Source organism: Pseudomonas hefeiensis (assembly GCF_030687835.1).
Classification (GTDB): Bacteria; Pseudomonadota; Gammaproteobacteria; order Pseudomonadales; family Pseudomonadaceae; genus Aquipseudomonas; species Aquipseudomonas hefeiensis.
Genome location: NZ_CP117449.1, coordinates 2,950,489 through 2,964,108, shown reverse-complemented (window position 1 = coordinate 2,964,108; position 13,620 = coordinate 2,950,489). Strand labels below are relative to the sequence as shown.

Sequence of the window (13,620 nt, the reverse complement as noted above, 5' to 3'; positions counted from 1 at the left end):
CTTGGGTAGTTCGACCCACACAGTCGAATGCACCAGGTTCGTCAAGGGAATGACAGGTCTACTGCCCTCCATTTGCAACCTGCGGATCAGCAAGGGAATGCGATGAGCGGGCCCCCCGATGCATTGCTCCCCTACATGCATCGGAGTCGGCCGCCATGGCAGAAAGTACCCAGCACAAGCTCGACAGAGTCCGTCCTCCCCGCGTCCAGATCACCTATGACGTGGAAATCGGCAATGCCATCGAAAAGAAAGAATTGCCACTGGTGGTCGGCATTCTGGCCGACCTCTCGGGCAAACCACTGGATCCGCTGCCCAAGCTCAACGAGCGGCGCTTCACCGAAATCGATCGCGACAACTTCAACGAGGTACTGGCCTCCATCTCGCCTCGCGCCACGCTCCAGGTGAATAACACCCTCAGCGGTGATGACAGCAAGCTCAACATCGAACTCAACTTCCGTCACATCGACGACTTCGACCCGGTCAAGGTCGTGGAGCAGGTCACGCCCCTGCGCCGGCTGTTCGAAGCCCGCCAGCGTCTGCGGGACCTGTTGACCAAGCTTGATGGCAACGACGATCTGGACAAGTTGCTGCGCGACGTGATCGCCAACACCGAAGGCCTGCAAGAGATCAAGTCCGCCCGCCCTCAGGATGCGCAAGACCTGCCGACTGAAGCCGCCAACGATGACCCAGCCCCGGCCGAACCACAGGCCTGATCGCGCCCATCACTCAAGGGAGATAAAGCCATGCCTGCTTCATCCAGCGCTCCAACCAGCGAGAGCACGACCCAGACCCTGTCCCTGCTGGACAAGATCATCGCCGAAGGCCGCATGGCCCACGACGACAGCCAGCAGGACTACGCCCGCGACATGCTGGCCGAATTCGCCACCCAGGTCCTCGACGAAGGCATGGCCATCGACAAAGACACCGTGGCCATGATCAACGACCGCATCAGCCAGATTGATCAGTTGATCAGCGCCCAGCTCAACGAAGTGCTGCACCACCCCGAGCTGCAAAAACTCGAAGCCTCGTGGCGCGGCCTGCACCTGCTGGTGCAGAACACCGAGACCAGCACGCGGCTTAAATTGCGCCTGCTCAACGTGACCCAGAAAGAACTGCAGAACGATCTGGAAAAAGCCGTCGAGTTCGACCAGAGCGCGCTGTTCAAAAAGATCTACGAGGAAGAATACGGCACCTTCGGCGGACATCCGTTCAGCCTGTTGGTGGGCGACTACACGTTTGGCCGCCACCCCCAGGACATCGGCCTGCTGGAAAAGCTGTCGAACGTCGCCGCCGCCGCGCACGCGCCGTTCATTGCCGCCGCCAGCCCGCGGTTGTTCGACATGACCAGCTTCACCGAACTGGCCGTGCCCCGTGACCTGTCGAAGATCTTCGAGAGCCAGGAGCTGATCAAGTGGCGCTCGTTCCGCGAAAGCGAAGACTCGCGCTACGTGTCTCTGGTACTACCGCACTTTTTGCTGCGCCTGCCCTACGGCCCGGACACGCTGCCGGTGGAGGGCATCAACTACGTCGAGGACGTCAACGGCACCGACCACAGCAAATACCTGTGGGGCAACGCCGCCTGGACGCTGTCGCAACGCATCACCGAAGCCTTCGCCAAATATGGCTGGTGTGCGGCGATTCGCGGGGCCGAAGGCGGTGGCGCGGTAGAAGGCCTGCCGGCCCATACCTTCCGCACCAGCTCCGGGGACCTGTCGCTCAAATGCCCGACCGAAGTGGCGATCACCGACCGTCGCGAAAAAGAACTCAACGACTTGGGCTTCATTTCCCTGTGCCACAAGAAAAACAGTGACGTGGCAGTGTTCTTCGGCGGCCAGACCACCAACAAGGCCAAGGTCTACAACACCAACGAGGCCAACGCCAACGCGCGAATCTCGGCGATGTTGCCGTACGTGCTCGCGGCCTCGCGTTTCGCCCATTACCTGAAGGTCATCATGCGCGACAAAGTCGGCAGCTTCATGACCCGCGACAACGTGCAGACCTACCTCAATAACTGGATCGCCGATTACGTGCTGATCAACGACAACGCGCCGCAAGAGATCAAGGCGCAGTACCCGTTGCGCGAAGCGCGGGTGGACGTCACGGAAGTGGCGGGCAAGCCAGGGGCCTACAAGGCCACGGTGTTCCTGCGCCCACACTTTCAGCTGGAGGAACTGACCGCCTCGATCCGCCTGGTGGCGACCCTGCCGCCGCCGGTAGCTGCCTGACGGTTGAAACCTCTGGCGAGGAGCTTGTGGCGAGGGGATTTATCCCCGCTGGGGCGCGAAGCGGCCCTAAATCTGACCACCCTAAGTGGACCGCTTAGGGGGCTGCTGCGCAGCCCAGCGGGGATAAATCCCCTCGCCACAGGTTCAGCGTTCATCTTTAACGGTTCGGTATCGGGTAACACCCCACTCGACTTCAGGAGTTCCACACAATGGATGCGATCATTCTCGACCTCGGCGGCGACATCAAGGGCGACAGCCTGCTTGAGGGTTTCACCGACAAAATCGAAGTCATGTCCTACAGCCACAACGTGGCGATGCAAGTCACCAACGACGTCAGCAACTCGGAACGCACCTCTGGCCGGCCCCACATCGGCGAATTCACCCTGACCAAATTCGTCGACAGTTCCACCCCCACCCTCAACGAATATTGCTGCGCCGGCAAACCGATCCCCGAGGCCATCATCACCATCGGCCGCAACGCCGCCGAAGGCAGCGGCAAGCTCATGCCCTTCATCATCTACACCCTGACCAACGTCGTGCTGTCCAACGTCAGCGTCAGTGGCGGTACCGGGGGCAAGCCGGTGGAAACCCTGTCGCTGAACTTCACCAAGATCAAATGGGAACTCACCGCGCAGAAAGACGACGGCACCAAGGAAGGCACGGCGGGCACGACGTGGGACCTGGCGGCCAACAAGATGACCAAGTAAAGAAGCCGCGCCCATGGCTGGCTTCGGGCTTCGCCCTCCCCTGTTCGAACGCCTGGCCAGCCCGGCGCACGACCCTGAGCGGGCGTTCGACCGGCAGGCGTTGCAGGACTCGGTTCATGCCGAACTGCTGCGCCTGTTCAACACCCGCCGCGGCCCGAAAGCGCTGACCGAACCGCCGAGCATCCTGGATTACGGCATCGCTGACTGGACCGCGCTACAGCAGCAGCGCAGCGATGACCGTCGCCAACTGACCCGCGAGATCCGCCAGGCCATCAATCACTTCGAACCGCGCCTGCGATTGGGCGAGGTCCAGGTCAACCCTGTGCCGGGTCATCCCCAGCAACTGAACATACGGTTATTGGGCGAGTTGCGCGGCGACCAGCACTCCTGGCCTGTGGCGTTTGTCATCGAGCCCGCCAGCGACGGCCTTGAGGTACGACATGAGCGACTCGATTGACCCGCAACTGCTGGATTACTACCAGCGTGAACTGACCTGGCTGAGGCATGCTGGGAGCCTGTTCGCCGAACGTTACCCCAAGGTCGCCAGGCGCCTGGAGCTGTCTCCCGGCGAATGCCCCGACCCGCATGTCGAGCGACTGCTGGAGGGCTTCGCGTTGCTGGCCGCCCGCTTGCAGCGAAGACTGGACGACGACTACGCCGAGTTCAGCGATGCCTTGCTCGAACAGCTTTACCCCCTGGCCTTACGCCCTTTGCCGTCCTGCGCCATCGTGCAGTTCGAGCCCGACCCAAGCAAAGGCAACCTCAACGAAGGCTACCCACTGCCCCGGGACACCCCCTTGTTCGTCACCACCGACAAGGGGCAGAGCATTCATTTTCGCACCACCGCCGCCGTGCGCCTGTGGCCGATCGAAGTCAGTGAAGCGTTGCTGCTGGGCAGCGATGAGGCACAAGCACTGACGGGGGTGGTTCAGGCGCGTTCGGCCTTGCGCCTGAACCTGCGCTGCCTGGGGGAAAGCCAATGGTCGACGCTGGGGATCGACGCCTTGCGGGTACACCTGGCTGCCTCACCGATGATCAACGCCTGGCTGTATGACCTGCTCGGCGCCCATGCCGTGAAGGTCCTGGCCGGCCCACCGGGCAGCGTGCCGGAACCGCTGAGCGGTCTGCCAGAGATCGTCGGCTTCGCCAGTGACCAAGCCTTGCTGCCGGACGAAGACGGTGTGCATCCCGGCATGCGTCTGCTGGCGGAATACTTTGCCTTCCCCGACAAATTCGGCTTTTTCGACCTGCCACTGGCCGGAGCGACCAGCGACAGCCAATCCTTGTACCTGTATATCGTGTTCGACCGTGCCCCTGTCAGCCGCCTGCCGCTCCAGGCCAGCGACATCGCCCTGGGCTGCGCGCCAGTGATCAACCTGTTCCCCAGGACGTCCGAGCCGCTACGCCCCGACGGCACCCGCAGCGAGTACCGTCTGGTGGCCGACAGTCATCGGGAAAACAGCGTCGAGATCCACAGCATCCGCGGCATGCGCGCAACGTCCAGTCAGGGTGTGCACAAAGTCCCCGCCTACTACGGCAGTCAGCACGGCAACGACCAGGCCTGTTACTGGCATGCGCGGCGAGTCAGCGGCATGAGCCCCAATCGTCTGGGCACTGATCTGATGGTCAGCCTGGTGGACACTCAGTTCGACCCGCTGGCTGACACGCGCGACTACAGCCTCACCGCGGAGTTGCTGTGCACCAACCGGCACCTGGCCCAGAGCCTGCCATCCGGCACCGCCCTGGGTTTTGAGCGTCCCGGACCGGTGGCCTGGGCTCGCCTGCGCAACCCACCCAGTCCGCAAAGCATGCCGCGCCTGGACGGCGAATCGCGCTGGAGACTGGTGTCGCAATTGACCCTCAACCACCTATCACTGGTGGAAGGTCCCCAGGCTCTCGACGCGCTGCGGGAAATACTCGAATTGCACAATCTGCGGGACGAGGCCAGCGCCCGGCGACAGATCGCCGGGGTCCTGGAACTGGCTTGTGACCGGGTCATCGCCCATGTCGGCGAAGACGCCTGGCGCGGGTGGCGCAACGGGCTGCAAGTGCGCCTGCAACTGGACCCGCAACACTTCGTCGGCAGCAGTGCCGTGCTGTTCTCCGGGGTGCTGGCGCAGTTCTTTTCCCTCTATGCCACCGCCAATCGTTTCGTGTGCACGGTGCTGGTTCAATCGGACAGGGAGGTGAAAACATGGCAACCCCAAGCCGGCAAACCCCTGACGCTCTGAACCTGAGCCAACGCTTGCGGCGCGATCCGCAGCGCTTCGAATGGCTTCAGGCGTTGCTGGTGCTGGAGCGCGAACAGCCCCAGGCCGAAACCCTGGGCAGCGGCACCGCGCCCCACGCCGAAGCCTTGCGCCTGCGCGGGCCGTTGACACCGTTGTTCGCCGCCAGTGAAGTCGAAAGCCTGAAGCACGAGCCCGGTACGGCGCCAATCCTGACCACGCCGATCTTTGGCCTCGGCGGCCCCGACGGTCCCCTGCCCTACGCCTATCAGGAATGGCTGCAACAACGGACCCGAGCACGCGATCATGCGCCAGCGGAATTTCTCGACCTGTTCCAGCATCGCCTGCTCAGTTTGCTCTACAAAGTGATGCGCAAACACCGCATCGCCCTGGGTTTTACTGCTCCGGCGGCGTCCGCCGTGCAGGCACAATTGCGAGCGTTGACCGGCCTGCTGCCCAAGGCTTTGCAAGAACGCCAGGCCGCGCCCGATGCTGCTGTGCTGGCGTGTCCGGCGCTGTACGCCGATGGCCGGCGCTCCCTGGCCGGGTTCGCGGCGATTGTGCGCGAACAGTTCGGGCTGCCGGTGGAACTGACCGCTTACGAAGGTGGCTGGCGGGAAATCCCCCCCGCCAGCCGCAGCCGCTTGCAGCCCGGTGGCAGTAACTTGCGCCTGGGCCGCAGCGCGGTGGCGGGCACCCGGGTCTGGGACGAACATGCCGGCGTGCGCCTGACCCTCGGCCCGCTGACCGCCATCCAGGCCTACACATTGCTGCCCACCGGCGAGACCCATCCGCTGCTCGCCGGCCTTTACGCCTTGTACTTCGGCCCCGACCTGGATTGCACCCTAGTGCTGCTGATCCGTGGCGCCGGGCCACTGCAACTGGTTCGCCAGACGCCGCCACGATTGAGCTGGAACGGTGGCCTGCAACGCCAGCCCAACCTTACCGTACAACGGATCGAAACCCGCCTTCGTCAGCCGGAGATCGCCTGAAATGGAACTGGCCAGCCTGATCGGACGCCTCAACCCGGACAACCGTCGCGCCCTGGAACGCGCTGCGCAACGCTGCCTGCAACGCAGCCATCACTATGTGGAAATCGAGCACCTGCTATTGGAACTGCTGGACATCGAAGGCGGTGACTTCGCCTGCCTGCTGCCGCGCTTCGGCCTGGAGCGCGACGCGGTGGCGGCAGAAATCAACAAGGCCCTGGAGTTGTTCAAATCCGGCAGCACCCGCACGCCGGCCCTGTCGACGCAAACCATTGGCCTGCTGGAAGACGCCGTAGTCCAGGCCAGCGTGCTGGGCCTGGACAGCATCCGTTCCGGCTTGTTGTTGCTGGCGCTGCTGGACCGTGATGAGCGTCGCAGCCTGTTGCTCAACAGCGCCTCATCGCTGCTGCGCATTCCCCGGGAGGCCCTGCGCGCTCATCTGCTGGAATGGACCGAAAGCTCTCGGGAACATGTCGGCGGTGTGCGCCCGACAAAGCCCGGTGAGGTGCCACAGAAACAGGACCCGGTGCTCGACCAGTACACCCAGGACCTGACCGCCGACGCCCGGGACGGACGCATCGACCCCATCGTCGGGCGCGACGGTGAGATTCGTCAGTGCATCGATATCCTGCTCAGGCGTCGGCAGAACAACCCTATCCTGGTGGGCGCGCCGGGTGTTGGCAAGACCGCCGTGGTGGAAGGCCTGGCCCTGCGCATCGCCGCCGGTGACGTGCCCCCGTCATTGCAGGAGGTCACGTTGCGCGTGCTGGATCTGGGCCTGTTGCAGGCCGGCGCGGGTGTCAAGGGCGAGTTCGAACAGCGGCTCAAAGGCGTGATCGACGCCGTGCGCAGCGCTGAAAAACCGATCATTCTGTTTATCGACGAAGCCCATACCCTGATCGGTGCCGGCGGCGCCGAAGGTGGCAGCGATGCGGCCAACCTGCTCAAACCGGCCTTGGCCCGGGGCGAACTACGCACCCTGGCCGCCACCACCTGGCTGGAATACAAAAAATACTTCGAGAAAGACCCGGCCCTGGCTCGTCGTTTCCAACTGGTGCAGGTCGAAGAACCGGACGAACTCACCGCCGTGGAAATGCTCCGTGGCGTGGCGACCAAACTGGAACAACACCACGGCGTACATGTGTTGGACGCGGCCATTCAGGAAGCGGTGAAATTGTCCCACCGCTACATTTCCGGGCGACAATTGCCGGACAAAGCCATCAGCGTGCTCGACACTGCCTGCGCCCGGGTCGCCCTCGGCCAACACGATGTGCCGCCGCCGCTGGAAAGCCTGCGCCACCGCCAGAACAGCCTCAAGGACGAAGTCGAACGCTTGCGCCGTGAACAGGCCACCGGGCTGGATCACCGCGAGCGCATCACCCTGCTGGAAGCAGAGTCGGGCGGTAACGTGCAGGCCATCCGCGAGCTGGAGACCCGTTGGGGCGAAGAGCGCGAAGCGGTGCGCGAACTGCTCGACACCCGCCGCGAACTGCTGGCCTTGAGCGAACGCGCCGACGGTGAAAAGCCCGACACCGAGATCGATAACCGCATCGACCACCTGGCCGCCGAACTGCTGCGTCTGGAGGCCGGCCTGGATGCCATTCGCCAGGACGATCCGCTGGTGCCCGAACAGGTGGACAGCAAGACCGTCGCCGCCGTGATCGCCGGCTGGACCGGCATTCCGGTAGGCAAGATGCTCGCCGACGAAGCCCACGCCGTGCGCACCCTCGGCCAGCGCATGGGCCTGCGGGTGATGGGCCAGGACACCGCGTTGAACACCATCGCCCAGCGCCTGCAAGCCTACCGCGCCGGCCTGACCGACCCGCAGAAACCGGTCGGCGTGTTCCTGCTGGTGGGCCCCACCGGCGTGGGCAAGACCGAAACCGCCTACGCCCTGGCCGATGCCTTGTATGGCGGCGAACGCAACCTGATCAGCATCAACCTTTCGGAATACCAGGAAGCCCACACCGTCAGCCAACTCAAAGGCGCCCCGCCCGGCTATGTCGGCTACGGCAGCGGCGGTGTGCTCACCGAAGCGGTTCGGCGCAAACCCTATTCGGTAGTGTTGCTGGATGAAATCGAAAAGGCCCACCCGGATGTGCTCGAGGCCTTCTATAACGTCTTCGACAAAGGCCTGATGGAAGACGGCACCGGCCTGGTGGTGGACTTCAAGAACACGGTGATGCTCGCCACCAGCAACGTCGGCGCCGAACTGCTACTGGACACGCCGGCCGCGCAGTTGGGCAGCGACGCCTTCAACGAAGCCTTGCATACAGTGTTGCTGCAAGCGTTTCGACCCGCCTTTCTAGCGCGCATGACGGTGGTGGCGTATCGGCCGCTGGATGAGGCGACGCTGGAAGGGATCGTGCTGGCAAAGCTGGAGAAATTGCGTGGGCGCTACAAGGCTGCGACCGGCAAGCAATTCGAGTTCGATGCGGGGATCGTCAAGGCCGTGTTGGCCAAATGCAGCGCGGCGGGGGCACGGGACGTCGAGAATGTGTTGATGACGCAGGTGACGGGGAAGTTGGCGGAGTGGGTGTTGGAGTGACAAACCGTCGTCGTTCATCGCCTGTTAAGACTTTCTGAGTTGGACCGGAGCCCTTATGAAGTTCTATCACTACACCACCCAGTCAGCGGCCAAATCCATCACTGATAATCAAATCGGCACCCCCGCCGTCAGGGAGTGGAAATGCACGATGAATCAGCCTCAAAAGTGGGCCTGGTTCAAAAAGCAGCATGACGAAGGTTTCTATTTAACGACCATACCACCGTCTGAAATACGAGAGAAAAAAGAAAAACTCGGCATTAGCAAACTGTCAGAAGTCTATGTTTTGTATTTCAACCTCGCATGGATAAAACCAAAACAGATGAAGAAAGTGGATGATTACGTAAATAGCGGATTCATCAAGATTAAAAAAGTTGGCGAGCCTGACAAAATTTGCGCTCAACGCATTGGGGTCAATACCAATCAACTGGACAATGTTCCTTTCCCGGTTGAGTCATGTTTATGGGCAGGCCCGGTCGAAGGGTTTCCTGACGATATTTAAAGGCGCTGAGGATAATCAATGCCCCGCTCCACCGACAGCAACACCACCCTTTCCCTCACCGCCGCCACGCTGTCGGCGCTGTATCCGGAATCGCTGTCCGGCGAAGAGAGCCTCAATGCGTTGGGCTCGCATATTCTCAACGGCATCAACGACGGCCCTTCGCTGACCCTCACCAGCGCTATCGCCAGCCATGTCACCATGACGCTGCACAAAGACGCCTTGTTGCGCCTGCTGGACTGTCTGGTTGCGGAAATCCGTCAGCTCCCCGCCGACGCTACCGCCGAACGCTATCAACTTTTACTGCGCCCATGGCTTTGGTGGCTGACCCTGGCGAGCAACAACCGGGTGTTTCAGAACCTTGCCACTTCGGACATCGTCACCACGATTTTCAAGGCCCACGGTTTCACCGACTTCCAGCTCAAGCTCAGCGGCAGCTACACACCCCGCGAGTACTGCGTGCAATACGGCGAAACCGACCTGGCCTTCGTCTCGCGTCTGCTGGAGGAAGACGGGATTTTCTGGTTCTTCAGCCATGAAGACGGTAAGCACACGCTGGTACTGGCCGACAGCAACGACGCCTTCGAGCCCATCCCCAATGGCCCGACGGTGAATTATCTCGGGCAGAAAATGGGGGATCGAGAACTGCACGGTGTCCGTTCAGGCCAGGTGTGCCTGCAAGCGGTGGCCGGGGTTTACCAGGCGACCGATTATGAATTCACCACACCGACCACGTCGCTCTACAGCCAGGCCGAAGCCGTTGCCGGGCCGAGTTCGATATACGAGCATCCAGGCGGCTATACCGCCAAGGCCCAGGGCGATGCACTGACCAAACAGCGAGTGGACGGCCTGCGCAGTCAGGAAAAGCGTTTTGTTGGCGAAAGCGACTGCCGCTGGCTGGTGCCGGGGTATTGGTTCACCCTCGCCGGCCATGAAGACTCGACGCTGAATATCGATTGGGTGGTGACCTCGGTCAGCCACGAAGCCAGCCACGACAGCTACCGAAACCGCTTCGAGGCGATTCCCAAGGCCACGACTTATCGACCGCCCCGCCTCACGCCAAAACCGCGCATGCACACCCAGACCGCACTGGTGGTGGGCAAGGCCGGCGAAGAAATCTGGACCGATGAATACGGACGGATCAAGTTGCAGTTCCCCTGGGACCGCACCGGCAAGAACGACGAAAGCTCATCCTGCTGGGTTCGTGTGGTTTTGCCCTGGAGCGGCAAGGGTTTTGGCATGCAGTTCGTGCCGCGTATCGGCCAGGAAGTCATCGTCACCTTCATCGACGGCGACCCCGACCGGCCACTGGTGACCGGTTGTGTCTACAACGGCGACAACGCCCTGCCTTACGCACTGCCGGCCAACCAGACCCAGTCCGGGATCAAGACCAACTCGTCCAAGGGCGGCGGCGGTTTCAACGAATTGCGCTTCGAGGACAAGAAGGACGCCGAGGAGGTTTTTCTCCAAGCCCAGAAAGACTTCAACATCAACGTGCTCAACGACACCACCGCCACGGTCGGTCACGATGAAACCCTCACGGTGCAGAATGCTCGCACTCGCACGGTCAAGGAAGGCGACGAAACCGTCACCCTGGAAAAAGGCAAACGCAGCGTGACCATCCAGACCGGCAGCGACAGCCTCGATGTCAAGGACACCCGCACCGTCACCGTGGGTTCTGACCAGAACCACAGCACCGGGGGCAACTACGCGCACAAGGTCAGCGGTAACTATGAGCTGACGGTGGACGGCAACCTGACCATCAAGGTCAGTGGCACCCTGACCCTGCAAAGCGGCGGTAGCTTCGCGATCAAGAGCGGTGCGGACCTCGCGGCCCAGGCCAGCACCTCCATCAGCCAGAAGGCTGGAACCGCCCTGAGCAACCAGGCAGGTACATCATTGGAAAACAAGGCCGGCACGACCCTGACCAACGACGCCGGCATCAGCCTGTTGAACAAGGCCGCCGCCGAACAGACCGTGGACGGCGGCGGCATGCTGACCATCAAGGGCGGCCTGGTGAAGGTCAACTGACGGGAGCGTGCCAATGACCTCGAAAAAACTCGACGTGGAGCGTGGCGACAGTCACCTGAGCGGGCAACTGGTCGACGGCCACCTCAACGGCCCGCTGCAGATTGAGGAGGCCCAGCGCCCGCAAGCGAAACTCAACTATCAGCAAGGTGAGCTGCAAGGCACCAGCACGCTGTATCACCCCAACGGCAAAGTCTCGGCAGTGTTGCCCTTCGTCAAAGGCAAACTGCAGGGCGTGGCGAGTTTTTACGCCGCCGAAGGCGGGCTGCAGCGCCAGGCCACTTATCGGGGTGGGTTGCTGCACGGTGAAGCGAACAACTATTTTCCCGACGGGCAACTGGCCGAGTCAGAGTTCTATCGTGACGGTGTACGTGACGGTCGTTATCGACGCATGCACCCCAATGGCAAGCCCGCCGTCGACGCCCGCTACCTCAACGGCCAACTGCTGGAACCGACACACGCCTACGCTGAAGACGGTCGACCACTGGACGCCGACGGCAAGCCGATCTCCAGGGTGCGCTGGTGGTTCAGGCGCTGGAATGATCCGGCACAAGCCTGAACACCCCACTCCAACAAGAGATTTGGGGCAAACACAAAACTTGAGTCCACTGAAGACCCAGTGTGGGAGCGGGCTTGCTCGCGAAAGCGGCCTAACAGTCGACATTCAGTACTGAATGTACCGGCCTCTTCGCGAGCAAGCCCGCTCCCACAGGGAGATCGCGGTGGGCAGCAAGCCTGCGTCCACCTCACGCCCGTCAGGGAATCAACATCTGCACCTGCCCCGGCACGACGACCTTGATCACCCCGGCCCAGGTACACATCAGGGTACTGTTGGCATCGATGGCCGGCATGTTGCCCAGCAGCAAGGTCGGTGGGCCGCCGGGGATCCAGGGCGTCGCGGTGGCGGGAATGCACGGCATGGGTGTCAGCACGCCCAATGCCGCGGCAGTCGCGGCGGCGACGGTCGGGTTAGCCAGGCTTTGACACATGCCGAATGTGGTGATGTTCACCAGAGGAATGTGATCCATGATATTCGCCGCCGGCATCCCGCCGGTCAGCAGCCGATTGACCGGCAGCACATTGAGCACCGCCGGGGCCGCGCCGAAACTGCATTGCAAGGTTGCGGTACCACAGACTTGCGGGCATCCCATCGCGATGGCTCCCTGAAAAGCGACAGACGCTCAAACCATAGCTCATCCACCCGGCATCAGGCCCGCTGATTATCCTGCAACACGCTAACCTATAAGACCTTGGCGAGCTTGTGACGCCTTTCACCTGCCATTAGATTAGCCAATGATCGATGGCCTCCAAAATAAGCAGAAGGGATAAGCATGGCGTTTACTGATCAGTCCACCCGTGTCCGCGACGGTGAAGAACTCGATGCCAGTCTGATCGACCCGTACCTCAAGGCCCACATTCCAGGCCTCACCGGTACGCCGCAGATCAGCCAGTTTCCCGGTGGCGCGTCGAACCTGACTTACCTGCTGGAATACCCTGAACAGGAATTCGTCCTGCGGCGTCCGCCGTTCGGCCATAAAGCCAAGTCCGCCCACGACATGGGTCGTGAGTTCCGCATCCTCAATCAGTTGCGCGAAGGTTTTCCGTATTGCCCGAAAGCCTACGTGCACTGCACCGACGAGTCGGTGATGGGCGCCGAGTTCTACGTGATGGAGCGGGTCAAGGGCATCATCCTGCGCTCCGACCTGCCGCCGGAACTGGGTTTTGACGCTGCCCGTACCGAAGCCCTGTGCAAGAGTTTCATCGACCGGCTCGTCGAACTGCACCAGGTCGACTACAAGGCCTGCGGCCTGGCCGACCTGGGCAAACCCGAAGGCTACGTGGCCCGACAGATCCGTGGCTGGAGCGACCGTTACGAAAAAGCCCTGACCCCGGACGCGCCGAAATGGGAGGCGGTCAAGGCCTGGCTCAACGAGAAAATGCCTGCCGACCACCCCACCTCCAGCATCGTCCACAACGACTACCGCTTCGACAACGTGATCCTCGACCCAGAGAACCCGATGCAGATCATCGGCGTGCTGGACTGGGAACTGACCACCCTTGGCGACCCGCTGATGGACCTGGGTAATAGCCTCGCCTACTGGATCGAAGCCGGCGACCCGGCACCGGTGCAACTGATGCGCCGCCAACCGAGCCATGCACCGGGCATGCTGACGCGTCGCGAGTTCGTCGATTACTACGCCGAACGCGCCGGAATCCGCATCGACAATTTCGACTTCTATTACACCTACGGCCTGTTCCGCCTCGCCGGCATCGTCCAGCAGATCTACTACCGCTTCTTCCACGGCCAGACCCAGGACAAACGCTTCGCGCAGTTCGTTCAGATGAACAAACTGCTGGAGCAGATGAGCCTGCAGGTCATCAACAAATCCACGCTCTGA

The 13,620-nt window shown here is 62.1% G+C and carries 12 protein-coding genes; 11 read left to right on the top strand and 1 reads right to left on the bottom strand.

The genetic code is table 11. The annotated features are described in order from the left end of the window. The first annotated feature begins 155 nt into the window (after positions 1-155). The 10 genes from tssB (at position 156) to PSH57_RS13065 (ending at position 11,780) form a co-directional block, all read left to right on the top strand. The gene (gene tssB, locus PSH57_RS13110; RefSeq protein ID WP_047225738.1) at positions 156-713 is read left to right on the top strand and encodes a type VI secretion system contractile sheath small subunit; all 558 of its coding nucleotides are present in this window, start codon (positions 156-158) and stop codon (positions 711-713) included. Between the two features lie 30 nt (positions 714-743). Then, positions 744-2,225, top strand: coding sequence for a type VI secretion system contractile sheath large subunit (gene tssC, locus PSH57_RS13105; RefSeq protein WP_305389959.1), 1,482 nt, complete (start codon positions 744-746; stop codon positions 2,223-2,225). Between the two features lie 209 nt (positions 2,226-2,434). Next, complete coding sequence (locus PSH57_RS13100) at positions 2,435-2,932, top strand: Hcp family type VI secretion system effector (protein WP_256228467.1); 498 nt, start codon at positions 2,435-2,437, stop codon at positions 2,930-2,932. Positions 2,933-2,945: 13 nt separating this feature from the next. Then, entirely contained in the window at positions 2,946-3,389 is a 444-nt protein-coding gene (tssE, locus tag PSH57_RS13095) for a type VI secretion system baseplate subunit TssE (protein WP_305389957.1), read from the top strand. Continuing rightward, a complete protein-coding gene (tssF, locus tag PSH57_RS13090; protein WP_305389955.1) occupies positions 3,373-5,163 on the top strand; it encodes a type VI secretion system baseplate subunit TssF in 1,791 nt (596 codons plus the stop codon). Before tssE ends, tssF begins: the two co-directional genes overlap by 17 nt. Next, a complete protein-coding gene (gene tssG, locus PSH57_RS13085) occupies positions 5,127-6,152 on the top strand; it encodes a type VI secretion system baseplate subunit TssG (RefSeq protein WP_305389953.1) in 1,026 nt (341 codons plus the stop codon). The genes tssF and tssG overlap by 37 nt, the downstream gene beginning before the upstream one ends. A 1-nt stretch (position 6,153) precedes the next feature. Next, positions 6,154-8,697, top strand: coding sequence for a type VI secretion system ATPase TssH (gene tssH, locus PSH57_RS13080; RefSeq protein WP_305389952.1), 2,544 nt, complete (start codon positions 6,154-6,156; stop codon positions 8,695-8,697). Positions 8,698-8,752: 55 nt separating this feature from the next. Further along, positions 8,753-9,196, top strand: coding sequence for a hypothetical protein (locus tag PSH57_RS13075; RefSeq protein ID WP_305389951.1), 444 nt, complete (start codon positions 8,753-8,755; stop codon positions 9,194-9,196). An 18-nt stretch (positions 9,197-9,214) separates the two neighbouring features. Next, positions 9,215-11,224, top strand: coding sequence for a type VI secretion system tip protein VgrG (tssI, locus tag PSH57_RS13070; RefSeq protein WP_305389949.1), 2,010 nt, complete (start codon positions 9,215-9,217; stop codon positions 11,222-11,224). Positions 11,225-11,237: 13 nt separating this feature from the next. After that, a complete protein-coding gene (locus PSH57_RS13065; RefSeq protein ID WP_305389947.1) occupies positions 11,238-11,780 on the top strand; it encodes a toxin-antitoxin system YwqK family antitoxin in 543 nt (180 codons plus the stop codon). 196 nt (positions 11,781-11,976) lie between these two features. Here PSH57_RS13065 and PSH57_RS13060 read toward each other — a convergent pair whose 3' ends face one another. After that, entirely contained in the window at positions 11,977-12,372 is a 396-nt protein-coding gene (locus PSH57_RS13060) for a DUF4280 domain-containing protein (protein WP_305389946.1), read from the bottom strand. Positions 12,373-12,552: 180 nt separating this feature from the next. Between PSH57_RS13060 and PSH57_RS13055 the strand changes: the two genes are divergently transcribed. Next, complete coding sequence (locus tag PSH57_RS13055) at positions 12,553-13,620, top strand: phosphotransferase family protein (RefSeq protein ID WP_305389944.1); 1,068 nt, start codon at positions 12,553-12,555, stop codon at positions 13,618-13,620.